This window comes from Virgibacillus siamensis, assembly GCF_039522605.1.
GTDB classification, from domain to species: Bacteria; Bacillota; Bacilli; order Bacillales; family Amphibacillaceae; genus Lentibacillus; species Lentibacillus siamensis.
In genome coordinates this window covers 214,475-238,048 of the sequence record NZ_BAAADS010000012.1, presented here as the reverse complement: position 1 = coordinate 238,048, position 23,574 = coordinate 214,475, and the positions used below count along the sequence as shown (strand labels likewise).

The following is a 23,574-nucleotide window of genomic DNA, read 5'->3' as shown; positions in this document are numbered from 1 at the left end:
AAATCAGATGGCTTTTCAAATATTAATAAATTTAATAATTGCAGTAATGTGGATGTTTCTAAGTGAAACATTTACTGCAGCCAGTTTTGTAACGGGCTATATTCTTGGTTTAGGTTTATTATTTTTATTAAACCGTTTTATACCGGATACATTTTATCTGAAACGGGTTTATAAAATTTTGATGTTGATCATGTTATTTATTAAGGAATTGATCATTTCAAATATTGATATTGTCAAACTCGTTTACAATCCAAAACCAGAGTTTGAGCCCGGAATATTTGCCCTGCCAACCGAGTTGACAAGCAATTGGGAAATTACGCTTCTGGCCAACTTGATTACACTCACACCAGGCACCTTATCTGTCGCTATATCGGAGGACAATACCCATATCTACATTCATGCAATGGACATCGATGATATTAATGATGAAATTAGTTCCATTAAAGATACATTTGAAAAAGCCATTATGGAGGTGACACGGTGAACGGAATAGTTCAGGTTACACAAAATATAATTGAAATTGCTACACAAGTCAGCCTGATGTTAATAGCTGTTTCGCTGATTTTGCTCCTGATTCGGATTGTTCAAGGTCCCACCAATGCCGATCGGGCAGTAGCTCTTGATGCAATCGGAATAAACCTGGTCGGTCTTGCCGCATTGTTATCTATTTTACTGGCAACAACCAAATTCAATGATGTAGTCTTATTAATCGGGATTTTACTTTATATCGGAACACTTGTCATTGCAAAATACATAGAAAAGGGTGTTATTATTGATCGGGACACTGATTGACATCATTACGAATATAATAATCATCGTATTTCTTTTGTCGGGCGCCTTTTTTATGGTATCGGCATCAATTGGAATTATCCGCTTCCCCGATGTGTTTACCAGGCTGCATGCAGCGACAAAGTCCTCTACACTTGGAGTGGCTGGCATTTTGGTAGGTGCAACACTCTATTTGTATATAACAGATGGTATTGTCAGCGGCAAATTATTGTTGGCAATTGTGTTTGTTCTCCTGACGTCACCGGTTTCCGGTCATATGATTGCTCGTGCCGCTCATCGGAAAGGCATAAAACCGGTACTTAAGAACAGACGGGATGAATATGAGGAAGCAATACAAAAACATACGAAGCAGCATTGATTCCCCGGCTATAATACATAGCCGGCTTTTTATTATACAAAATGTAGATGATGATGCCTTGAATGAACCCGCCAATCGTAAATATGGAGAATTTTCTACTGCGTTTTTATAAGGACAGACACAAAAGCACCTCCGCCTTCATAAAGATGTTATATGGGCTGAAGCCCAACTTGCCCGTTAAGGAGGTGGCTACGATTGTCGGGGATCTTAAGTGTCCTTGCGTTATTAATTAAAGAAGCTTTATTTTTTGTGTCGTACGTAAAGAATCACGCATTTCCTCAACCGCTCCCCCCGGAAGATGAAGCAAAGTATATCGAAGCAATGCAAAATGGAAGTCATGATGCACGCAACAAACTGATTGAGCATAATTTAAGACTTGTTGCACATATCGTTAAAAAATTCGAAAACACCGGCGAAGACATGGAAGACTTAATTTCCATCGGTACGATAGGACTGATTAAAGGAATCGAAAGCTACTCAACCGATAAAGGAACAAAACTGGCGACTTATGCTGCTCGTTGTATTGAAAATGAAATCCTGATGCATTTAAGGGCTTTAAAAAAAGTGAGGAAGGATGTTTCACTGCATGACCCAATCGGCCAGGATAAGGAAGGAAATGAGATCAGTCTCATTGATATTCTGGAAGCAGAAAACCAAAATATAATTGAATACATTCAATTAAATATGGAGATTGACAAAATGAACGAGTACTTAGCAATACTGGATGCACGTGAAAAAGAAGTCATTCTGTATCGTTATGGACTCAACAACCATAATGAAATGACACAGCGGGAAATTGCTCAGATGCTTAACATTTCCAGAAGCTATGTATCCAGAATTGAAAAAAGGGCTTTAATGAAAGTATTTCATGAATATTTCCGTAAAGAAAGAAGAGGTTGAAAACCAAAAGCGCCTGATAGCAAAAAGGACTGGGACAAAAGTATTGCTTAAAAGAAAAACTGAACTAAACAGAAACGGTGAACATTACCGCCCTGGAAATATACTTCGCTTTCACTTTGGAGCATAAGTGGGACATCAGCTCATTTGCTTTGCCCCAGTCCTATTTCACCTTTCTATCTCAGACAGCCGGAATGACCTTCATAATCAATTTGGCTGCATTTTCTGCAGCAGTTTCCAAAAATGCATCAAAGGAAGTGGATGAATCTTTTCCCGCAATATCACTTAATGCACGGATAATTACAAAAGGACTTCCATATTGATAGCAGACTTGTGCAATCGCCGCCGCCTCCATCTCTCCGGCTATCATCGTGGGAAACCGGTCTTTGATAGATGCAACCCTGGAAGCATCAGACATAAAAGAATCACCGGTTGCAATGATTCCTTCTGTATACCGCACTCCCAAGTCTTTCATTGCCCCAGCCGTTTTCGCTGCCAATGATTTATCAGGTGTATAGACTGCAGGCATCCCTGGTACCTGTCCATAAGCATAATCAAAGGCCGTACAGTCCACATCATGATGAACTACCTCTGAAGATATGACGATATCACCTACCTGAAGCGAATCCGCAAATCCGCCGGCTGACCCAGTATTGATAACATGGGTCGGGGTAAACCTTTCATGCATAATAGTTGCAGCCATCGCCGCATTCACCTTGCCAATTCCCGATTTAAGCAGTACAACATTCCGCCCAAGCAATTTCCCTTCAATAAACAGACAGTTAGCGACCGTTGATTCCCGCCTGTTTGTCATATGATCTTTCAACATTTCTATTTCTTCATCCATTGCGCCAATAATTCCAATCGTCATTGTATGCCCCCATTTCACAGCGGTTGATTATTCAAATCTGTATTTCTGATCATTTTCTTTCAGCTCTTCCACTTTTGTCGGTTTCCAGCCTTCATCATTAACCCATGTCATATAAACGCGATATGTTTTTGTTTCATTCGCATCAGAAGCAGTTACCACTACTTTCTGATCACCATTTCGTTCGATCCACCACATGGTCAAGCTGTCCTGATTCAGGTCAGTTGCCACTGAAATGGCCTTACGCATTTCAACCCTATCCTGTGACCCTTCATTATAATTCGTCGTATGTGGTCCTGTCTGTTCTGTTCCTACCGGTTGCCAGTTCCCGGTATATGCTTTAACCACATTATCGTCTGATGATTCCACTTCCTGTTTCTTCACTTCATCGTTATTTGTTTGCTGTTCATCCTTATCTGATGATGATTCATCACTGTTTTCATCCCCGGAATTACTGTCATTCCCTGCACTGTTTTCCTTCTGCCCGTCCGAAGTGGAACCATCGTTATTATTGTTGCTTTCACTTGAATCATTTGCGGCCTGATTTGTCTCGCTCTCATCTGCCATATCCTGGTTATCTCCGCCGCCGAATACCAGCAATGCTATAAAAACTACCAGGAGAATACTTCCAAACACCGTAAAGATAGTCAGCGATTTAGTATTTTTTCTTCGTTTATCAAATTTGTCAACTCGTGAATTATTATCATTTTCAGACATGGTTTCTTCCCTCCCATACTGCACATTACTATAATATCATATTTCGCACAAAAAATTATATGCCAGGGATGAATTTTCGCCCCTAGCATATACGATAACACTTTATTAACAAACGAAAAAACGGAATGAATGATTCACTCCGTTTAAGATTGCGTTAGTCAACTTTAATTATTTCCACCTGAATATCGCCACCTGGTGTTGTTACTGAAACTTCCGTACCGATTTCATGCCCCAATAAACTTTTAGCCATTGGTGAATCATTTGAAATTTTTCCCTCAAAAGGGTCTGCTTCTGCGCTTCCGACAATCGTATATGTTTCTTCTTCACCATTCGGAAGCTCTTTAAAAGTGACTGACTTTCCAAGTGAAACAATGTTTGGATTCTCATTGTCATTCTCAATAATAACCGCATTTCGAATCATCGTTTCAACTTGGGAGATGCGTGTTTCAACAAATGCTTGTTCATCCTTCGCTGCATCGTACTCGGAATTCTCGGATAGATCACCAAAACTGCGCGCAACCTTTATCCTTTCCACAACTTCCTGTCTGCGATCTGTTTTTAGATAGTGCAATTCATTCTCGAGTTTCTCTTTTCCCTCAGCTGTCATATAATAACTTTTTTCCGTAGCCATAATATTATACACTCCTTTATCATCATACACCTAACTTTACATAAACCTGGAATAAGCAAATACATATTCGATGCAAGTAAAGAAATAGCAGCACCTTTTTATTAGGAAAAAATAAAGTCCGTTCTTCCTGCATGCGCAACTATGACATTCACCATAAAGCTTGAAGAATACCAAGTTTTTCTAATACAACCAGTATTACTCCTACAATACTTACTAAACCCTACTATGGCAGATTTTATTTAAGTTTTCAATACCTTTTCATTCTTTATTTTGCCGATTTTTGGTTAGGATATTTTCTATTTTCGTTGCCATTATATCGATCGCGACATGGTTTTGTCCGCCTTCCGGTATAATGATATCTGCATACCGCTTTGTTGGCTCAACAAATTGCAGATGACTTGGTCGTACATTGTTAATATACTGATCAATAACCGAGTCCAGTGTTCTTCCGCGTTCTTTAATATCTCTCAGCAAGCGCCTGATGATACGTACATCGGAATCGGTATCCACAAACACCTTGATATCCATTAAGTCAACCAGCCGTGGATCCTCCAAGATTAAAATTCCTTCCAGTATAATAACTTCCTTTGGTTCCACCGGAATAACTTCATCGGAACGCGTGTGAACTTTATAATCATAAACAGGTTTTTCAATTGGTTTTTGATTCATTAAATCGTGCAGGTGACTAATCAGCAAATCATTATCAAATGCGAGCGGATGATCATAGTTTGTATTCAGTCTTTCTTCAAACGGCAAATGACTCTGATCTTTATAATAATAATCCTGTTCAATAACAAGGATGGTCTTATCAGCAAATCGCTGACAGATAGAACGGGTAACAGTTGTTTTTCCGCTGCCGCTTCCACCTGCGACTCCTATAACAACAGGTTTTTCAGACATAACCTTTCATTTCCTTTCCATCACTTTTTATAACTGATAGCTACCCCATCACCAACCGGTACAATGGATGTAACAAAATCCGGGTGACGGATCAGCCAATCGTTGTAATCCCGAAGTTTCCGGGCTAGCTTTTGAAATTTGGGATGCTCTTTTTCCGCATCTGCAACATACCCCTTAAATAATACATTATCAGAGAGTATGAATCCATTCTCAGAAAGAAGCGGTGCTGACAATTCGAAAAAGCATTTATATTTACCCTTTGCTGCATCAATAAATACCATGTCAAAGGATTCATCAGCAATTAGTGTTCTTATTACGTCACGTGCATCCCCGTTAATTGCTTGAATGCTGTCTCCCATATCCATTTTATTAATATTGTCAATAGCCTGGTTGTACCGAACTTCATCCCTTTCAATGGTTACGACCGAAGTTTCCGGATTTGCTTCCACCATACGCATCGCCGAATACCCGATGGCAGTGCCCACTTCCAAAATTCGCTTTGGTTTAGTCAGCCGGATAAGCTGCATCACAAAATTCATTCCAACCTGGTCCATGATTGGAACATGATCTGTTATAGCCTCTTCTTCAAGGTCACGAACCCAATTATCTGCAGGTGGCAGCATTCGCTGTAAATATTGTACTTGTTTCTCATCCATATGGTCAGCCGCACTCCTTGATTCAAAAATAAAGATGTTTAAAAAAACTGGAAATGTGAAAACACTTCACACTTCCCTCGATTGTTTGTCTCATCCTGTATCGGATAATCCGTTATTAGAAAACATGGTTGTCACCAAGACTTTAGGTGACAACCTTAGTTGCACTTATGCAGTAAGCAAGTTTTATACTTTCTAAGCTGCGAACATTGCGAACATACTGTATTTGCAGCTGTACAATGCCACTAAGACCAGAGTCTTTTGTTTAGACCTGTATTATTTTAATCTATATATTTCTTCTTATGTTTTTTATGCCCTTTTATCGTTTCGGCGTAATGAATATTCCCCTTATCGTCATGCAGGAAATACAGATAATCTGATTTTTCCGGGTTCACTGTTGCCTTTAACGAACTTTCGGCAAAGTTGGAAATTGGTCCAACCGGTAATTCATCAACATGGTAGGTGTTATACGGAGATTCAATTTTTAAATCCTTATATAATACTTTTTCTTTATGTCCACCTAACGCATATAACACAGTCGGGTCAGTCTGAAGCGGCATGCCTTTATCAAGTCGATTATAAAATACGCCAGCGATTTTTTTGCGTTGTTTCACCGAACTGGCCTCGTTTTCGATTAGCGACGCCATTGTCATTGCTTCATGCACGGTTAAGTTCTGTTCTGAGATTTCATTCAGGTATGGCGTTACAACAGCAACAGTTTTCTCCAGCATTCGTTCCACGATCGATTCAACACTTGGGCTTTTCGTATAGAAATTGTAGGTTGCCGCATATAAATAACCTTCCAGTGGAGTTCGTATATCCGGGTTCAGTATATCCTTGGTCAATACTGAGGGATATCTGTCAATTAATGATTCAATATAATCCCGATCATTAACTTTCGATAAAAAGTCTTTTTTACTAAATGAAAGCTTTTCCGAATAAATTTCAGCCATTTGTTTAATCGTTTGACCTTCAGGAATTGTGATTCTTACCAGCGGCTCCTGCATAACTTTGCCTTTCTTAAGCGCCGTTATGATCTCATCAATTTCCATTGAAGGTGAAAACGTATAGTTACCTGCTTGAAAATCGGATTCATTATTAAACTTTATGTAAAAACGAAATACCCGACCATCTTTAATAATACCGTTTTCCTCTAAAATAGATGCAATATCGGAGGTTGAGGAACCCATTGGTATTTCCACTTTTACCTTCTCTTCACTATCAGGATTTACTGGCTGCAATGCTGACTTAATGTACATATAACCTGATATACCACCAACAACCAGAATAAGAATTACTGCCACAATTATGAGAACGACAATTTTTCGGACAAGCCGTGATTCTTCACTGCGCATTATAAGGTTGTCTCTATATTTCCGGGGCTTTTTATCCTTGCTCATTGGGTATCCCCCTTTCACCCGGTTAATTATACTAAAAAAAATAGAAAATATCTAGAAATAATAGAAGAGCCGACATCTTTACCGGACGTCGGCTAAGTAATCAGTTATTTGGTTTCTGCAATTACTGATCTTTGTCTTCTTCCTCGGCCAGTGTGTTTAGCATTTCCTCCACCATTTCCCATTCTTCGTTGGACTCAATGGCAAACAGTGAAAGATCATCGTCATCCTTTTCTTTTTCTTCATACCGGAATGCATACACTTCAACTTCATCATCATCTTTTTGCTCAACCGGCACTACAGCAATATAGGAGTTTTCCGTCTGGTCAACATCAAATGAAAACAATACTTCAAAAAGATGCTCCTCCCCATTTTCATCGGGAATAATGATGCGTTCTTGTTCATCCAGTGGCATTTTGTCACCTCGTTTCCTGGGCTTGATCAAGATACCCTTGTAGTATCATTACGGCTGCCATTTTATCGATTACCTTTTTCCTTTTCTTTCTGCTCACATCCGCTTCCAGCAAAACACGCTCAGCAGCCATCGTCGTTAGCCGTTCATCCCATAGAACTGCACTGATACCATGTGCTTTCTCGAAATGTTTGGCGTAACCTTCTGAAGCTTTTCCACGTTCACCAATAGTTCCATTCATGTGTTTGGGTAATCCCACAACAGCTTTTTCAACATTGTGTTCTGCTATAATTTGCTTCAGCTCACTATCTGCGGAATGAATATCCCGTTCATCCCACCTGATTGTTGTTAAACCCTGTGCGGTCCAGCCAAACGCATCACTGACAGCAACACCAATCGTTTTGGAGCCGACATCCAAACCCATGATTTTCATTCAGCTTTCCCCGCGCTGTTCTTCAAGGTAAAATTTAACCAGTTCCTCAATTACCTCATCACGTTCAATTTTACGGATTAAATTTCTGGCGTCATTATATCTCGGTATATATGCAGGATCACCGGATAATAAATAGCCGACAATCTGATTAATCGGATTATAACCTTTTTCCTTAAGGGCACCATGGACAGTCAGCAGTATTTCCTTGATATCCTGATCAAAAGGTTCTTCTGAAAAGTTAAACTTCATTGTTTTATCAGTAGAGCTCATAGTGACACCTCGTTCCATAATTTACCTTCATCCATCATTTTAACATGTTTATCCTTAATATTATATGTTTTTTTATCAGATTAAAAGTAAGAGATTATTCTTCTGTATTATCTTTAACATATTTTTGAACAAATAAAAGTGCTTCATCAATCTTTTCGGGATTTTTCCCACCTGCCTGTGCCATATCCGGGCGGCCGCCTCCACCACCGCCACATAGCTTCGCAGCCTGCTTAATCAGATTACCGGCATGTAGTCCGTGCTCCATAAGGTCTTTGGATATACCTGCTGCCAACTGTACTTTCTGGTTACTTTCAGCCGCAAGAAGAATAACGCCGGATCCCATTTTTTGCTTCAGATCATCCACCATGTTCCGCAGCTGATTCATATCTTTAACGCTGACTTTTTGAGCCAATACGCTAACACCATTTATCTGCTCCGCTTTATCAAGGATGGATGACGCTTCTGCATTGGATAATTTAGCACTCAAAGATTCATTTGTTTTCTGCAAGGTCTTAATATCCTGATAAAGCCCTTCCACACGACTAGGTGCATCCTCCTCGTTTGTTTTCAGCAACTGTGCAGTTTGACGAAGCAGATGAAGTTTACGATTCACATATTCATACGCCTTTTTACTTGATACAGCCTCAATTCGTCTTGTTCCTGCACCAATACCGGTTTCGGTTACAAGCTTGAACAGTCCGATTTCCGCTGTGTTCGCAACATGACAACCACCACACAGTTCAATACTGTAATCACTTATTTGCACAACACGGACAATATTGCCATATTTTTCACCGAATAACGCCATTGCGCCCATTTCTTTGGCTTCATCAATTTTCATATTTTCTATTACCAAGGGAATGGACTCCCAAATCTTATTATTTACGATTTGTTCAATTTCTTCCAGCTGTTCAGGCTCCACCGTGCCGAAATGAGAAAAGTCAAAGCGAAGCCGATCCGGCGTAACAAGCGACCCGGATTGATTGACATGATCACCCAGAACATCTTTTAATGCCTGATGCAGAAGGTGTGTTGCCGTATGATTTTTAATAATTGATTTGCGGAAATCATCATCAATAATAGCCCTGACTGAATCCCCTACATGAATCTCACCATCTTTCACATTTACCTTGTGAATGTGCTGGCCTTTTGGAGCTTTTTGTACATCCTCAACATATCCTGAAAAACGATCAGTATAAATCCAACCCTGATCGGCAATCTGACCACCGCTTTCTGCATAAAAAGGCGTTTCCTTCAACGTAACAAGGATGTTGTGACCCGAAGTTGCCGATTCCACGAATTGATTTCCTGAGACGATGGCGGTGATGGAAGTTTCTGCTTCACCATATGCATAACCAATAAAGGAGCTTTCTGTATCCAACTCACCTAAGACACCATCTTGAACCTGCATAGAATCCGTTTTCTGACGGGCTTTGCGGGCCCGGTCACGCTGCAATTCCATTTCACGCTGGAATCCTTCATCATCAATGGTAAACCCTTCTTCGACCACATATTCCTCCGTTAATTCTTTTGGAAAACCATACGTATCGTAAAGCCGAAACACTTCTGTTCCAGGAAAAACATTGCTTCCTTTCTGTTTTTCTTTTTCCATAATTGCTGTTAAAATTTCCAAGCCATCATTTAATGTTTCATGGAAGCGTTCTTCTTCAGCCTTTACAACATTTTCGATGTATTCGTGCTGTTTCACAACCCCAGGATAAAAATCTTCCATGATTTCCCCCACCACTGGAACCAGCTCATACATAAATGGTTTATCAATACCGATTTGTTTGGCAAAACGAACTGCGCGGCGCAATAACCTTCTTAGCACATAACCCCTGCCTTCATTTGATGGGACTGCATTATCCCCAATGGCAAATGTCACCGTCCGTATATGGTCGGCGATTACCTTAAAAGCAGTATCCGCTTCCTCACTACGACCGTATGATGTGCCTGAAAGTTGTTCAGTTTTTCGAATAAGCGGCATGAACAAGTCGGTTTCAAAATTTGTCGGGGTATCCTGAATAACACAAACCATCCGTTCCAGTCCCATACCCGTATCAATATTCTTTTTTGGCAATGGTGTGTACGTATCATCCGGATTATGGTTGAATTGGGAAAATACAAGGTTCCATATTTCCAGATACCGCTCATTCTCGCCACCCGGATAAAGCTCGGGATCGTTTGGATCGGCCCCATATTTTTCACCGCGATCATAAAAAATTTCGGTGTTGGGACCACTCGGACCTTCCCCAATATCCCAGAAGTTCTCCTCCAGGCGAATAATTCGTTCTTCCGGAACTTTGACATGATGCTTCCATAAATCGTACGCTTCATCGTCTTCCGGATGAACCGTAACCGACAGGCGGTCAGCGTCAAAGCCAATCCATTTTTCATTTGTCAGGAATTCCCATGCCCACTCAATAGCTTCTTGTTTAAAATAGTCACCGATTGAAAAGTTCCCGAGCATTTCAAAAAACGTATGGTGTCGTGCGGTAAATCCGACGTTTTCGATATCATTTGTCCGGATTGATTTTTGTGCGTTCACAATGCGCGGATTTTCCGGGATTACCCGACCATCAAAATATTTTTTAAGCGTCGCAACACCGCTATTGATCCAAAGTAACGTCGGGTCTTCTTTTGGCACAAGTGATGCACTAGGTTCAACGCCATGACCTTTTTCTTTAAAGAAATCCAAAAACATTTGCCTTACTTGAGCTGATGTTAGTTGTTTCACATTTCATCCTCCATTTCTGCAGTTTATTCCATTGGTATAAACCGGCATGCGCCTTGGCTTATAGCGAGTGTCAAAGTTTTTTAAAGGTAAACCATCCGTAAAAGACTTCTGAAGCTATTAAAAAAATCCCCTCTCTGCAATGTTGCAGGGACGAGATTGATCGCGGTACCACCCTAATTATGAACAAATAATTGTTCATCGCTTAACCATGCTAACGGTTTGAAACCGGCGGGGATTAACCGCACTCCGACATAGCTTTCCATGATCTTTCATTTAAGACCTCTTACAGCCGAATGGAAGTCTTTCTCTGTAAAATGGTATCATGTACTTCTTGTCTTCAACGTCTTCCTGTATTTATCAGTTATGCGATATTATAAGAAAACAATTCGGAAATGTCAATGGTTTCGACTGAGAACTGTCATCTGTTCAAAAAACACTTTCAGAATGGTTAGAGCTGGAACAGCCAAAATCATTCCGATAATCCCAAAAAATTCACCCCCAACCAGTAAGGCAAAAATAATTGCCACCGGATGAATCTGAATACTTTTCCCCATAACATACGGGGTCAGCAAATTCCCTTCAATAATTTGGATGACAAATAAACCGATAATAACCACAAGCACCAGTTCCGATGCTGTCGCAGCGGTGATCGCAACTACAGGCACTGCCCCAATAATGGGTCCAAAATAAGGAATTAGATTCGTTATGCCAATGAAAACAGCAAGCAGCAGGGCATAATTAATATTTAAAAAATAGAGAAATACAAATGCAACGATTGATACAACTAGACAAACGAGAAGCTGTCCGCGGAAATAATTGCCAAGACTATCATCCAATGAATGGACAAATTGACTCAAATCATCTCTGTATTTTTCTGGAACCCACCTTTTCATAAATTCCTTCATTTTTGAGAAGTCCTTCAAAAAGTAAAATACCAGGACTGGAATTACAGTTAACAGGATGATCATGTCAAAAATTTTTGTGAATCCCCGAACCAGATTGGTAAGCAGATTTTCAACATAAGTTTCCATTTCAAACAGAAGCTCATCCATTTTATCATGGACATGTTCTGGTAAAAAAGCCGTATATTCATACAGTGAATAAACAAATTCACGATACATTTTCAAAAGATGCGGCAATTGTTCTTTCAACTCGCCCAGCTGATGTACAATTGCAGGGTAAACTCGGTAAATCAAATATGCACTTCCACCGAAAAACACCACGTAAATCACCAGTATTGCCAACCATTTTGGCATATTATACTGATTCATTTTGCGGATGACCGGGAACAGCAGATAAGCTATAAGTCCAGCTGTCAAAAACGGAGTGGTAATGTGCCAAAGAAAAGATAAAACAGCTCCAATAAATGGGAACAGTTTAATAACCAGAAAGACAAATAATAGGATGATTATTCCAGTCAAGGAAGCCAGAAATAAATTCAACAGTTTTGTTATACGCATGCAATTCCTCCTCAGCATAAATAAAAACAATATTCATTGCCAAGGGCTACCATTGAATCTTCCGTTCATCTTCGGTAAACAAGTCATCCAATGAACTTAGCGATCCATCTGATTCCACCTGATGAACCATAAGTTCATTTTCATAAACAGACAACTCTATAAAACAATTCCAGCAATAATATTGCTGTGTACCGATTTTACCTAAATCCTTCCCATTACAATTCGGGCATTCGAACATAATAAAGCTCCTTTGACCATTATTTTATAACGTCAAAAACTATTGGGTCATGGTCGACCTTATAAGAAAAACTTCGGCACTCGCTATAAGACGGGGCGAATGCCAAGATTTTCTAATTAGCGTTGCCCGAAACAAAAAAAATATACCTCACTTTCACATGAAATCATACGGCGTTATTTCTTCTTCCGCCGATTCGTTCTCCGGATCTGGCAGACTGTCATTCAGTCTAGTTTCCAGTAAATATGTTAAAGATGTAAACCTCTTGTTGGTGTCTTTTGTACGAACACCTTTTAGAAATGCGTGTTGTTCACCGCAGATAATCAATGATTGCTTACTCCTGGTAATGGCTGTGTACAACAAATTTTTCCTTAACATGCGGTTGTAACCGGATGCAACCGGCAAAATAACGATGGGAAATTCGCTGCCCTGGGATTTATGGATAGATATGCAATAAGCGTGCATCAAATTGATATAATCCTTGCGCTCATATACCACTTCTTTTCCATCAAACGTAATAACCACTTGTTCAACATGATCCTTATTCTCATCTTCCTCAAAAATAGCAGCAACTTCACCAATGTCCCCATTAAATACGCCATCTTCCGGCTGGTTTACTAGCTGAATGACTTTATCACCAATCCGGAATATCACATCATTTGCTTTTACTTCCCGCTTCGTTGCCTTTCTGGGATTGATAAGTTCCTGCAGGTGTCTATTTATCACATTTATTCCCGCTTGTGAACGGTACATCGGAGCAAGAACCTGGATAGTTTTTGGATCAATTCCTTTCCGTTGGGCGCTGGTGAACACTTTCGTAATAACATCAATCATTTGAAATTCCCTGCATCCAATAAAACTGAAATCTTTATCATTGGCCAACGAATCAGTATTACATTGATCATGCTTTATTAAATGTGCAAGCTGAATAATTTTTGACCCTTCTTTTTGCCGATACACGTCATTCAGACTCACAAATGGAATCAATCCGCTGCTTAACAAATCTGACAACACCTGACCCGGTCCAACCGATGGAAGCTGATCTTCATCGCCCACAACCAATACCTGCATATCATCCGGAATTGCTTTAAACAAACTGTTAGCCAGCCAGATATCAACCATTGAAAACTCATCAATAATCAGGTATTTACCGGACAACTGCTCATCTTCATTCTTACTGAATCCATTATGTCCATCCCAGCCCAGCAAACGATGAATCGTAACAGCTGGGAGTCCGGTAGATTCATTTAATCGTTTGGAAGCACGGCCTGTCGGGGCTGCTAAAACAAAAGGAAAATCTGTTTCGGCATCATAATCGTTTGTATCCATTGACATCTGATGAATCGATGCATAGGCCTTTAATATTCCTTTGATGACGGTGGTCTTACCTGTCCCCGGACCACCAGTCAGGATCATTAATTTTGATTCCAGTGCTTTGCTTAACGCATCATATTGTTCCTTGCCATAACTTAAAATTTCCGTTTCCTCAATGTCGCCGATTATTTTCATCAATTCTGCCGTTGTCGTGTCAGATTCAACCGGTTTTTCCAACAATCGTTTGATACTTGAAGCAAAACCATCTTCAGCATAGTAAAGTGATGGCAGATAGACATTGCCATCTTGAATGATGACCTTTTTCGTTTTGTTCAATTCCATCAATAACTCCGAAACGTTTTCATATGTAAGCGGCTGGTGCCGGTCAAAAAGTAATTCCATCACCTGATCAATACAGATATCAAGCGGAAGATAGACATGTCCATTTTGAATATTTTTCTGCAACACATAAATACATCCTGCCGAAATACGGTTGGGATGTGTCAGAGGCAGACCATTTTGCCGGGCAATCTGATCGGCTGTTCGAAACCCGAAACCTTCAATATCAAACACGTATTGATATGGATCATTTTCCAACACCTCAATTGCTCGTTCTTTATATTCCTGAAACACTTTTTGCGCCAATTTCAGCCCGATGCCATATTTAGCGAGATATACAACAACATGTTCAAACCCCTGATTTTCCTGCAGTGTTTTGACCAAAAAATCCCTTTTATCCGGCTTCAAACCAGGAATATCCTTTAGAACATCTGCATCATTCAGGATTTTAGAAATTGCACTCTCACCTAACTTTCCAACGATTTTCTCAGCGATTTTTTCGCCGATTCCATAAAATAAGTCACTAGAAAGATAGGCAGTAAGCCCATCTTTCGTATCCGGAATAAACGTCTGGTAGGAACGCACATTATATTGCATGCCAAATTTCACATGATGTTCGAACGTGCCATAAAAAAGATAGACTGTAGCCTCCTGTAATTTAGCGAAATAGCCTTTAATCACGATGTCTTTCGCTTGAAAATCCTCATTTGTCTCATGCACCTTTATTTTTGCAATCGAAAAATGCTCCTGCTCATTTTGAAAAATCGTGTACAGGAGCTCTCCCTTGATATATCCTTTTTCATGATCTAATTGGCTGTCTGCTGCCATTGACATTACCCCGCTATCTTACAAATCGTTTAATAATGCTTCAATTTGTTTTTTTCCGTTGGCTGCCAATGTGTGTTCCGGCTGGATTTCCAATGCTGCATCAAAATGCTCCAAAGCTTGTGTAAGGTCTTCATCATATAAAGCAATCACACCTAAATTATAGTGTGCATCGCTATGCTGCGCTCCCAGTTTCAGTACGTTTTCAAAAACCCCTTTAGCATCTTTGAGATGATCACTTTGTGCAAGTGACAATCCATACTGAAACAGTACTTCCTCATCTTTCGGGTCAAGTTCGGTCGCCCGTTGCAGATATGGCAGTGCCAGTTTGAAATGCTCCTGATGGTAAAAGGTCATCCCAAGCATAAAATAGGCGTCGGCCTCCAATAATCCGATTTCAATCGCCTTTTGAAAGTTTTCCTGAGCTTTAGGATACAATGATTCTTCGTAATAAATATTACCAAGCCCATAATAGGCTGTTGCAGCATACTCATCCAGTTCAATTGCTCTTTCAAAAAAACGCTGCGCCCGTTCCAAATCGTTAATATGCAGCAATAGATTGCCAAAATTAATATAGCCAAGCGGTTCTTCCGGATCTTCCTCGATCACCTGATTAAAAATTTCTGCCGCTTCCTCATATTTTTGTTCCTTCATCAGTTCAATTGCTCGCTCTGTCTTATCCATCATATCCAGCCCTTTCCGGTTTTGAATTGATTTTCTGTTAAAAAAGGCTCTACTTAATCAATCATAAATACATTCTGGGACATAGAACCCAAAAGACGAATTATACAAGAAATTTCCGGAGTGGCTGGGCTTACCACTTCAAGTTAATTCGAATTTATTTGATAACGCACTTTTATCCCAACCTCAAATGTTAACCAACATAATCCAATGAAATATCATTTTTGATTACTTCATCAATAGTACCTCCGCCCAGACAGACTTCCTTATCGTAAAATACGACTGCCTGTCCAGGTGTAACAGCTCGTTGCGTACCTTTAAATTGTACGCCCACGTTACCATCATCAAGTGGATATACGATAACTTCACTGTCTTTCTGCCGGTAACGGAACTTAGCGGTGCATGTAAACGATTCGGCTGGTTTATCACCGATCCAGTTGACATCCGTCGCCAACAGCCCGTCTGAATAAAGCTTATCATTCTCAAAACCTTGCTCAACATAAAGCACGTTCTCTTCCAAGTTCTTGCCAACCACAAACCATGGATCCCCGGAACCGCCTATTCCCAAGCCTTGACGCTGGCCAATAGTATAATACATTAATCCATCGTGACGGCCTTTTTCAGTTCCTGATAAAGTTTTCATCAGTCCTGGCTGTGCTGGCAGATACTCACTCAGAAATTCCTTGAAATTGCGTTCTCCGATAAAACAAATTCCTGTACTGTCTTTCTTTGTTGCCGTAACCAGGTCATGTTCTTTGGCAATTTCACGTACTTCTTGCTTTTGCAGATGTCCAAGGGGAAACATTACTTTTTCAAGAACATCTTCCGTCAATTGATTCAGGAAATATGTCTGATCCTTATTGTCATCAATGCCCCGAAGCATTTCATATCTGCCATTGTTTTTCCTTACTTGTGCATAGTGTCCTGTCGCCAGGTAATCCGCGCCCAGGGATAATGCGTGATCAAGGAATGCTTTAAATTTGATCTCCTTATTGCACATCACATCCGGATTCGGCGTTCTGCCCGCTTTATATTCATTCAAAAAATACGTGAACACCTTATCCCAGTACTGCTTTTCAAAGTTAACCGCAAAATATGGAATATCCAACTGATTGCAGACTCTGACTACATCATCAAAATCTTCGGTTGCTGTACAAACACCATTTACATCCGTATCATCCCAGTTTTTCATAAAAATTCCAACAACATCATAGCCCTGTTCTTTCAGCAATAGTGCCGCAACCGAAGAATCCACTCCCCCGCTCATACCGACAACTACTCGTGTATCTTCTTTACGCTTCATTGTTACACCTCCTTTGCTGTCAATCGTTCAACAATTTTTGCAACACGTCCAGCTGCATTTTTCACATTTTCATTCGTATTATAAATTCCAAAACTGAACCGAATCGAATTTGTTGTGCGTTTATCATTCTCTCCGTACATAGCAGTCAAAACATGGGAAGGTTCAACCGATCCCGCTGTACATGCGCTCCCGCTTGATGCTGCAACTCCTTCGAGGTCAAGGTTGGTCAGCATGGACTCAACATTTGTTCCCGGAAAGCTGATGTTCATAATGGAATTAATTGCATTTTCAGCGGTACCATTCACTTCAAATTGTACACCTGATTCGGTCAATTCATTTATGAACAGGTCTCTAAATTCAGCGTACAGTTTGTTTCGATCGCCCTTGCTATCCATCATAATTTCAACTGCTTTCTGGAACCCGACAGCCCCGGCAACATTCTCCGTTCCCGGCCGGCGTTTACGCTCCTGCTCACCGCCATACTGTATCGCATCAAGCTTTACATCATCCGCAGCATATAAGAAGCCAATTCCTTTTGGACCGCTTATTTTGTGTGACGATACCGAAAGCATATCAATGCCAGTTTCATTGACATCAATATCAAGCAAACCATAGGCCTGTACAGCATCCGTATGAAAATATGCCTGATGCCCGGACACGATTTCACCAATTTCTTTAACAGGCTGAATCATACCCGTTTCATTATTTACATACATCACCGATACCAGAATCGTTTCATCTGTAAGTGCATCTTTCACAGCATTCGGTGAAACCACACCTGATGCATCTACCGGCAGATATGTCACATCAAACCCTCTGCTTTCCAGATAGTGAGCTGTGTGCAATGCAGCATGATGCTCCTGTTCTGTCGTGATAATATGACGGCCATTATACTGGTTGGCAAGCGCAGTTCCAATCAGTGCCAGATTATCAGCTTCCGTGCCACCACCGGTAAAAATGATTTCCTTTTCATTCGCATGAATACTTCCGGCTATGACCCGCCGTGCTTCATCCAGCTGCTGCCGAGCCTTTCTTCCAAAAGAATGAACACTAGACGGATTTCCAAAAACCCCATCCATAACGGGAACCATCGCCTCCGTAACGCGTGAATCCATTGGAGCTGTTGCAGCATGGTCCAAATAAATATAGTCCAATCGTTCCAATCCCTTTCCATTTCAAAGTAATTATATATAAAACATGTAAGCATCCTGCAATTTGTCGTCCTGATGCTTTTTTAAATCGTCCAATGTTGTTGTATCCAAAACATCCCGTACAGCATCCCGTATCCGGATCCACAACGCCTGCTGCGCGGGTTCTTCATCCTCTATTCCTTCAACCGGTGAGATAGGGCCCTCCAGTACACGGATAACATCTCCAGCTTTAATGTCCCCAGGCTTCTTTGCCAAAACATATCCGCCATAGGCCCCACGGACACTGTTAATTAGACCGGCATTGCGGAGTGGCGCTGCCAGCTGTTCCAGGTAATGCTCCGATAAATGCTTCTCCCGTGCTATTGCTTTTAATGACATTGGTCCATTACCATACGTTCTGGCCAATTCGATCATGATGGTGAGCCCATATCTTCCCTTTGTTGAAATTTTCATAATGACACCTCTTATTTAAGATAATCCAATTGCTTTCATTATTTCTATATTACAATACATGTTATTATAGCATGAATGACAACCACCTTGCATTTCAGGAATTTCAGCAATACACTGATGTACAAACTATTATTCTCAAATAAAGGAAGATTTAGAATGAGTCAACAACCACTTGCATATAAAATGCGTCCAGCCAGTATCCATGACGTTATCGGCCAGGAACATTTGGTTAATGAAGGCAAAATATTACATCGTATGGTTCAGGCGGATCGTCTGGCGTCCATGATCTTATTCGGCCCGCCAGGCACAGGCAAAACTTCCATGGCCGTTGCACTTGCTAAAAGCTTGAATATTCCATTTAAAATACTGAATGCCGTTGTAGACAAAAAAAAGGATATGGAAATTGCAGTCGAAGAAGCGAAAATGACGGGACAATCCGTGATGGTTCTGGATGAGGTGCATCGACTGGACAAAGCAAAGCAGGATTTTCTGTTGCCCCATATCGAAAGTAATTTAATTACCTTAATCGGTTGTACAACGAGTAATCCATACCATTCGATCAACCCAGCAATCCGAAGCAGATGCCATCTTTTTGAGGTGTATAAGCTGACTGTCGAACAGGTTAAAACAGCAATTCAGCGTGCCATAACCGATGAGACAAACGGGTTTGGATCCCGCATTATTAACCTGTCAGATGAAGCACTCGATCACTTTGCGTTTGCCTCAGCCGGCGACCTGCGCGCTGCGCTCAATGGCCTGGAACTTGCTGTTTATTCAACACCTGAAAATGAACACGGTAAGATTGTCCTTAACCTGGACATTGCGGAAGAATGTATGCAGAAAAAGAGTTTCTCCCATGACAAGGACGGTGACGCACATTATGACGTCCTATCAGCCTTCCAAAAATCCATCAGAGGAAGCGATGTCAATGCGGCATTGCATTATTTATCACGGCTGATTGAAGCTGGTGATCTGGACAGTATCGCACGGCGCATGATTGTCTGCGCTTATGAAGATATCGGTCTGGCGAACCCACAGGCTGGTCCGCGCGCACTTGCCGCTGTCCAGGCTGCTGAACGGATAGGTTTTCCTGAGGCAAGGATACCTTTATCGGTAGCTATTACCGAACTGGCCCTATCACCTAAATCGAACACGGCATATAAAGCACTTGACGAAGCGTTATCCGATATCCGCAATGGTAAAAGCGGCGATGTTCCCGCCCACCTGAAAGATTCCCATTACCAGGGCGCCAAAAAATTAGGACGGGGAGTTGAGTACAAATATCCGCACAATTACGATAATGGATGGGTGAAACAACAATATCTGCCTGACTCTATAAAAAACAAACACTACTACCAACCAAAGGACTCAGGCAAATTTGAACGGGCTCTCAAACAGGTTTATGATAAAATTCAGTCGGACTCAAACAAATACTAGATAGTAGACGTATAAATCCTTTTCATACCGGTCACAATAGACATAAAGATTTAAATCTATGTATACATGCCGATTTGGAAAAGGAGATGAAAAAATGGTTAAAGTCAGACAGGATGCCTGGTCACACGAAGATGACCTGTTACTGGCAGAAACGGTCTTACGCCATATACGAGAAGGAAGCACACAATTAAATGCATTTGAAGAAGTAGGAGATCAACTGAACAGGACTTCAGCCGCCTGCGGATTTCGATGGAACGCAGAAGTCCGGGAAAAATATGAAAATGCTATCGACCTAGCAAAACGTCAGCGGAAGGAGAAAAAACGTGCGCAGGCTGTAAGTGCAACAAACACAAAACAAACAGTTGCAGCTATTCCGCATCGTACTGCTGTCACAAACAATGACGTACAGAAATCAGAAACACCGGAACTCAGCATGGATACTGTCATCCAGTATTTAACCAAACTGAAAAAAGACTATCATGCTTCCAATCAATCGAAAGTATCACTGGAACAGACTGAAAAAGAAAACCAAATGTTACGGGACCATGTAGAGGAACTGGAAAATAAACTGGCTGAAACAGAAAAACAATTTGCAGCTGTACAAGAGGATTATCAGGTATTCATGCAAATTATGGATCGCGCCAGAAAAATGACAGTTTTAGAGGACCAGGGATCATTCACATCACCATCATTTAAAATGGACAAGAACGGCAATCTTCAACAGGTCGCAAACAGTTCCAATAACTAGAAAACATAGCATACTAAGAACAAAGGCGTAAGCGCCCGTTTAGCAACGTACAAACTGGAGCACTCCGCAATGAGATAAAGGAAACACGGTGAGCTGAAAGCGAACCGATGTTGACTTATCGTAGTGAGGAAGTGTGAAGTTTGCTAGTTGCTGGGCGCTGGAGCCGGACGTGGCTTTTCATTAATATAAAAATTATCCACAAGCATTAAATTTTATAGTTTCCTATGCAAGAACAAAAGCGGAAACGCCCGTTTAGCGACGTACAAACTGCGCCCTGCCATTTAGTGTGGGTCGGCGTTGCCGCGCAACGCGGCGGTGTTAGCCGATCCTCCTTAATCCGCAATGAGATTAGATGAACTTGACTTATCGCCAATAATGGCGAAAGTCAAAGTGAATCTCAAAGCCTTTAGGTGACAGCCATAGTTGCACTTATGCAGTAAGAATGGATTTTATTCTTTTTTAACTGCAAAGAAAAAACTCTTCTATCTGCAGAAGAGTTTTTTCATATCCCAATCGTGCCGTCCTTTCAAGTTTTGATCCCGCTCTCGGCAGGTGGGTGCCCTGCTCCATATTTATTATGCTTCCTCGAATGAGGCGTGCACGCAATACGGAAACTTTGCAGGCTCCCGTGTATATAGATGTTCGGTCAAAACGATTTTAGTAGACGCACACATCAGGATTTCTTATCGTCATTCTTTAACTGTAAATCCATTTTACCATAGTAATTTTCGTTTTTCAATATTCTAAATTTAATGGATTGATTACAAAAATTACATTCATACAACATTGCCACATTCTAATCATTTTTTAAGTCAACTTGAATAGCGAGTTCTTCCAGTTGTGCTGGGCTGACCTCGTCGGGAGCATCAGTAAGTAAATCAGATGCTGAAGCGGTTTTCGGAAAGAGAATCGTATCCCGTAAATTGGATCTTCCAGCCAGCAGCATAATAATCCGATCCAGTCCCAACGCTATCCCTCCATGTGGCGGCGCTCCATATTCCAATGCCTCCAGCAGAAATCCGAATTGCTCTGCAGCTTCTTCTTTCGTGAACCCTAAAACATCAAACATGGTATCCTGCAGCTCCCGTTTATGAATCCGCAATGATCCTCCACCAAGCTCATATCCGTTTAATACGAGGTCATATGCATTCGCGCGAACACTTTCCGGATTGGATTTCAGTTTTTCAATATTCTCATCCACAGGCATTGTGAAAGGATGATGCGCGGCAGTATACCGATTCAGACCTTCATCATATTCAAGCAGCGGCCAGTCTGTCACCCATAAATAATTGAATTGGCTCTCATCGATGAGACCGAGTTCCCGGCCAAGTTTAAGACGCAACGCTCCCAGCGCATCATATACAACAGATGTGTTATCTGAACCGAACAGCAGCAGGTCACCATCAGATGCATCTGCCCGTTCCATCAGGCCGGCCTTCTCTTCTTCGGTCAAAAACTTCGCAATCGGACCTTTCAGATCATTTCCTTCTGTCTTCAGCCAAGCCAATCCTTTGGCACCATAAACTTTCACAAAATCGGTCAATTTATCAAGGTCTTTTCTCGAATAATTATCAGCCTGCTCCTTTACATTCAACAGGCAGACTTTCCCGCCGGAAGTGATGGCTCTCTGAAAAACCTTGAACGATGAATCTGCCAGTATATCAGAAACATGAATCAGCTCCATTCCAAACCTCGTATCCGGTTTATCCGAACCAAACCGTGCCATTGCTTCGTCATATGGAATTCGTTTAAATGGTGTCTCAATATCGATATTTTTAACCTCTTTCATAACCTGTTTCATCATTTTTTCCGTCATTTCCATTATCTCATCACTGGTCATAAAAGATGTTTCAATATCAATCTGGGTAAATTCCGGTTGACGGTCAGCACGGAGATCCTCGTCTCTGAAACAGCGGGCAATCTGATAATACCTTTCAAATCCGCCCATCATAATCAGCTGTTTAAACAGTTGCGGAGACTGTGGCAATGCATAAAATTCACCTTCATGCACACGACTTGGAACTAGATAGTCACGGGCCCCCTCAGGTGTGCTTTTCGTTAAAATGGGCGTTTCCATTTCCAAAAATTCCTGGCTATTCAAAAACTTCCTTACTGATTGTGTAGTTTGATGTCTCAATTTAAATGTATCCTGCAAAACATTTCTGCGCAGATCAATGTAACGATACTTCAGGCGCATGTCCTCGGTTACATCAGATTGATCCTGGATAAGAAATGGCGGTGTCTTCGCCTTATTCAAAATAATAAGCCGATCTGCCATTACCTCGATTTCCCCGGTTGCCATTACATCATTGACAGTACTCTCATCCCGTTTCACTACTTCTCCGGTTATTTCAACCACATATTCGGTTCGTACGGCTTCAGCTGTCTCAAGGGCATCTTTGGAATTGTCAGGGTTAAACACTACCTGAACGAGACCAGATTTGTCCCGCAAGTCGATAAAAATTAATCCGCCAAGATCACGTCGTTTTTGCACCCAACCCTTTAACAGCACTTTTTCGCCCACGTTTTTCTGGGTTAATGTTCCACTTAAAATACGTTCCGTCAT

The 23,574-nt window shown here is 41.1% G+C and carries 24 protein-coding genes, 1 other RNA gene and 1 other annotated feature; of the genes, 6 read left to right on the top strand and 19 right to left on the bottom strand.

Annotation, left to right across the window (positions count from 1 at the left end; translation table 11 throughout):
• Positions 1-7: 7 nt before the first annotated feature.
• The 4 genes from ABD010_RS09310 to sigK all read left to right on the top strand — a co-directional run bounded on the left by ABD010_RS09310 (position 8) and on the right by sigK (position 2,047).
• On the top strand, positions 8-484 hold the full coding sequence (locus ABD010_RS09310; RefSeq protein ID WP_343812355.1) for a Na+/H+ antiporter subunit E: 477 nt from the start codon (positions 8-10) through the stop codon (positions 482-484).
• A 56-nt stretch (positions 485-540) separates the two neighbouring features.
• A complete protein-coding gene (locus ABD010_RS09305) occupies positions 541-792 on the top strand; it encodes a Na(+)/H(+) antiporter subunit F1 (RefSeq protein WP_390351093.1) in 252 nt (83 codons plus the stop codon).
• Positions 773-1,147 carry a monovalent cation/H(+) antiporter subunit G gene (gene mnhG / locus ABD010_RS09300; protein WP_343812353.1) on the top strand — a complete coding sequence of 125 codons (375 nt, stop codon included), beginning with the start codon at positions 773-775 and terminating at the stop codon, positions 1,145-1,147. Before ABD010_RS09305 ends, mnhG begins: the two co-directional genes overlap by 20 nt.
• Before the next feature lie 195 nt (positions 1,148-1,342).
• On the top strand, positions 1,343-2,047 hold the full coding sequence (gene sigK / locus ABD010_RS09295; RefSeq protein ID WP_343812352.1) for an RNA polymerase sporulation sigma factor SigK: 705 nt from the start codon (positions 1,343-1,345) through the stop codon (positions 2,045-2,047).
• 178 nt (positions 2,048-2,225) lie between these two features.
• Here the strand turns inward: sigK and mtnN are convergent, their stop codons facing one another.
• The 17 genes from mtnN to cymR form a co-directional block, all read right to left on the bottom strand.
• A complete protein-coding gene (gene mtnN, locus ABD010_RS09290) occupies positions 2,226-2,915 on the bottom strand; it encodes a 5'-methylthioadenosine/S-adenosylhomocysteine nucleosidase (protein WP_343812351.1) in 690 nt (229 codons plus the stop codon).
• Between the two features lie 27 nt (positions 2,916-2,942).
• Positions 2,943-3,629 (bottom strand): YrrS family protein, encoded by a 687-nt coding sequence (locus ABD010_RS09285; RefSeq protein WP_343812350.1) that lies wholly within the window; start codon positions 3,627-3,629, stop codon positions 2,943-2,945.
• Between the two features lie 154 nt (positions 3,630-3,783).
• A complete protein-coding gene (gene greA / locus ABD010_RS09280) occupies positions 3,784-4,260 on the bottom strand; it encodes a transcription elongation factor GreA (protein ID WP_343812349.1) in 477 nt (158 codons plus the stop codon).
• Positions 4,261-4,518: 258 nt separating this feature from the next.
• Positions 4,519-5,160 carry a uridine kinase gene (gene udk / locus ABD010_RS09275; RefSeq protein ID WP_343812347.1) on the bottom strand — a complete coding sequence of 214 codons (642 nt, stop codon included), beginning with the start codon at positions 5,158-5,160 and terminating at the stop codon, positions 4,519-4,521.
• Between the two features lie 20 nt (positions 5,161-5,180).
• Positions 5,181-5,816 carry an O-methyltransferase gene (locus ABD010_RS09270; RefSeq protein WP_343812346.1) on the bottom strand — a complete coding sequence of 212 codons (636 nt, stop codon included), beginning with the start codon at positions 5,814-5,816 and terminating at the stop codon, positions 5,181-5,183.
• Positions 5,817-6,094: 278 nt separating this feature from the next.
• Positions 6,095-7,213 carry an endolytic transglycosylase MltG gene (gene mltG / locus ABD010_RS09265; RefSeq protein WP_343812345.1) on the bottom strand — a complete coding sequence of 373 codons (1,119 nt, stop codon included), beginning with the start codon at positions 7,211-7,213 and terminating at the stop codon, positions 6,095-6,097.
• A gap of 121 nt (positions 7,214-7,334) precedes the next feature.
• Positions 7,335-7,625, bottom strand: coding sequence for a DUF1292 domain-containing protein (locus ABD010_RS09260; protein WP_343812343.1), 291 nt, complete (start codon positions 7,623-7,625; stop codon positions 7,335-7,337).
• A 4-nt stretch (positions 7,626-7,629) separates the two neighbouring features.
• Positions 7,630-8,055 (bottom strand): Holliday junction resolvase RuvX, encoded by a 426-nt coding sequence (gene ruvX, locus ABD010_RS09255; protein WP_343812341.1) that lies wholly within the window; start codon positions 8,053-8,055, stop codon positions 7,630-7,632.
• Entirely contained in the window at positions 8,056-8,325 is a 270-nt protein-coding gene (locus ABD010_RS09250; RefSeq protein WP_343812339.1) for an IreB family regulatory phosphoprotein, read from the bottom strand.
• 94 nt (positions 8,326-8,419) lie between these two features.
• On the bottom strand, positions 8,420-11,062 hold the full coding sequence (gene alaS, locus ABD010_RS09245; protein WP_343812337.1) for an alanine--tRNA ligase: 2,643 nt from the start codon (positions 11,060-11,062) through the stop codon (positions 8,420-8,422).
• Positions 11,063-11,205: 143 nt separating this feature from the next.
• Positions 11,206-11,412, bottom strand: a binding site (T-box leader).
• 45 nt (positions 11,413-11,457) lie between these two features.
• Complete coding sequence (locus ABD010_RS09240; RefSeq protein WP_343812335.1) at positions 11,458-12,522, bottom strand: AI-2E family transporter; 1,065 nt, start codon at positions 12,520-12,522, stop codon at positions 11,458-11,460.
• 46 nt (positions 12,523-12,568) lie between these two features.
• Positions 12,569-12,760 carry a hypothetical protein gene (locus tag ABD010_RS09235; RefSeq protein WP_343812333.1) on the bottom strand — a complete coding sequence of 64 codons (192 nt, stop codon included), beginning with the start codon at positions 12,758-12,760 and terminating at the stop codon, positions 12,569-12,571.
• A 153-nt stretch (positions 12,761-12,913) separates the two neighbouring features.
• Positions 12,914-15,238, bottom strand: a complete 2,325-nt coding sequence (recD2, locus tag ABD010_RS09230; protein ID WP_343812331.1) for an SF1B family DNA helicase RecD2 — start codon at positions 15,236-15,238, stop codon at positions 12,914-12,916.
• An 18-nt stretch (positions 15,239-15,256) separates the two neighbouring features.
• Entirely contained in the window at positions 15,257-15,919 is a 663-nt protein-coding gene (locus ABD010_RS09225) for a tetratricopeptide repeat protein (RefSeq protein WP_343812613.1), read from the bottom strand.
• A gap of 190 nt (positions 15,920-16,109) precedes the next feature.
• Entirely contained in the window at positions 16,110-17,219 is a 1,110-nt protein-coding gene (gene mnmA, locus ABD010_RS09220; RefSeq protein ID WP_343812329.1) for a tRNA 2-thiouridine(34) synthase MnmA, read from the bottom strand.
• Positions 17,220-17,221: 2 nt separating this feature from the next.
• Entirely contained in the window at positions 17,222-18,373 is a 1,152-nt protein-coding gene (locus ABD010_RS09215) for a cysteine desulfurase family protein (RefSeq protein ID WP_343812327.1), read from the bottom strand.
• 30 nt (positions 18,374-18,403) lie between these two features.
• A complete protein-coding gene (cymR, locus tag ABD010_RS09210; RefSeq protein WP_343812325.1) occupies positions 18,404-18,823 on the bottom strand; it encodes a cysteine metabolism transcriptional regulator CymR in 420 nt (139 codons plus the stop codon).
• A gap of 156 nt (positions 18,824-18,979) precedes the next feature.
• On the opposite strand from cymR, the gene ABD010_RS09205 reads away from it, so the two are divergent.
• Both ABD010_RS09205 and ABD010_RS09200 read left to right on the top strand, forming a co-directional pair.
• Positions 18,980-20,260, top strand: coding sequence for a replication-associated recombination protein A (locus ABD010_RS09205; RefSeq protein ID WP_343812323.1), 1,281 nt, complete (start codon positions 18,980-18,982; stop codon positions 20,258-20,260).
• 94 nt (positions 20,261-20,354) lie between these two features.
• Positions 20,355-21,008: an RsfA family transcriptional regulator gene (locus tag ABD010_RS09200; RefSeq protein WP_343812321.1), complete on the top strand. Its 654-nt coding sequence runs from the start codon at positions 20,355-20,357 to the stop codon at positions 21,006-21,008.
• Between the two features lie 502 nt (positions 21,009-21,510).
• Here the strand turns inward: ABD010_RS09200 and ssrS are convergent.
• Together ssrS and aspS are read right to left on the bottom strand one after the other, a co-directional pair.
• Positions 21,511-21,691: non-coding RNA, 6S RNA (gene ssrS / locus ABD010_RS09195), on the bottom strand.
• Between the two features lie 113 nt (positions 21,692-21,804).
• Complete coding sequence (gene aspS, locus ABD010_RS09190; RefSeq protein WP_343812319.1) at positions 21,805-23,574, bottom strand: aspartate--tRNA ligase; 1,770 nt, start codon at positions 23,572-23,574, stop codon at positions 21,805-21,807.

Bases quoted from the DNA above. Each gene is read 5' to 3' on its own strand.
- ABD010_RS09310 (WP_343812355.1), top strand. From the start codon at position 8: ATGGCTTTTCAAATATTAATAAATTTAATAATTGCAGTAATGTGGATG.
- ABD010_RS09305 (WP_390351093.1), top strand. From the start codon at position 541: ATGTTAATAGCTGTTTCGCTGATTTTGCTCCTGATTCGGATTGTTCAA.
- mtnN (WP_343812351.1), bottom strand. From the start codon at position 2,915: ATGACGATTGGAATTATTGGCGCAATGGATGAAGAAATAGAAATGTTG.
- ABD010_RS09285 (WP_343812350.1), bottom strand. From the start codon at position 3,629: ATGTCTGAAAATGATAATAATTCACGAGTTGACAAATTTGATAAACGA.
- greA (WP_343812349.1), bottom strand. From the start codon at position 4,260: ATGGCTACGGAAAAAAGTTATTATATGACAGCTGAGGGAAAAGAGAAA.
- udk (WP_343812347.1), bottom strand. From the start codon at position 5,160: ATGTCTGAAAAACCTGTTGTTATAGGAGTCGCAGGTGGAAGCGGCAGC.
- ABD010_RS09270 (WP_343812346.1), bottom strand. From the start codon at position 5,816: ATGGATGAGAAACAAGTACAATATTTACAGCGAATGCTGCCACCTGCA.
- mltG (WP_343812345.1), bottom strand. From the start codon at position 7,213: ATGAGCAAGGATAAAAAGCCCCGGAAATATAGAGACAACCTTATAATG.
- ABD010_RS09260 (WP_343812343.1), bottom strand. From the start codon at position 7,625: ATGCCACTGGATGAACAAGAACGCATCATTATTCCCGATGAAAATGGG.
- ruvX (WP_343812341.1), bottom strand. From the start codon at position 8,055: ATGAAAATCATGGGTTTGGATGTCGGCTCCAAAACGATTGGTGTTGCT.
- ABD010_RS09250 (WP_343812339.1), bottom strand. From the start codon at position 8,325: ATGAGCTCTACTGATAAAACAATGAAGTTTAACTTTTCAGAAGAACCT.
- ABD010_RS09240 (WP_343812335.1), bottom strand. From the start codon at position 12,522: ATGCGTATAACAAAACTGTTGAATTTATTTCTGGCTTCCTTGACTGGA.
- ABD010_RS09235 (WP_343812333.1), bottom strand. From the start codon at position 12,760: ATGTTCGAATGCCCGAATTGTAATGGGAAGGATTTAGGTAAAATCGGT.
- recD2 (WP_343812331.1), bottom strand. From the start codon at position 15,238: ATGGCAGCAGACAGCCAATTAGATCATGAAAAAGGATATATCAAGGGA.
- ABD010_RS09225 (WP_343812613.1), bottom strand. From the start codon at position 15,919: ATGGATAAGACAGAGCGAGCAATTGAACTGATGAAGGAACAAAAATAT.
- mnmA (WP_343812329.1), bottom strand. From the start codon at position 17,219: ATGAAGCGTAAAGAAGATACACGAGTAGTTGTCGGTATGAGCGGGGGA.
- cymR (WP_343812325.1), bottom strand. From the start codon at position 18,823: ATGAAAATTTCAACAAAGGGAAGATATGGGCTCACCATCATGATCGAA.
- ABD010_RS09205 (WP_343812323.1), top strand. From the start codon at position 18,980: ATGAGTCAACAACCACTTGCATATAAAATGCGTCCAGCCAGTATCCAT.
- ABD010_RS09200 (WP_343812321.1), top strand. From the start codon at position 20,355: ATGGTTAAAGTCAGACAGGATGCCTGGTCACACGAAGATGACCTGTTA.
- aspS (WP_343812319.1), bottom strand. From the start codon at position 23,574: ATGACGGAACGTATTTTAAGTGGAACATTAACCCAGAAAAACGTGGGC.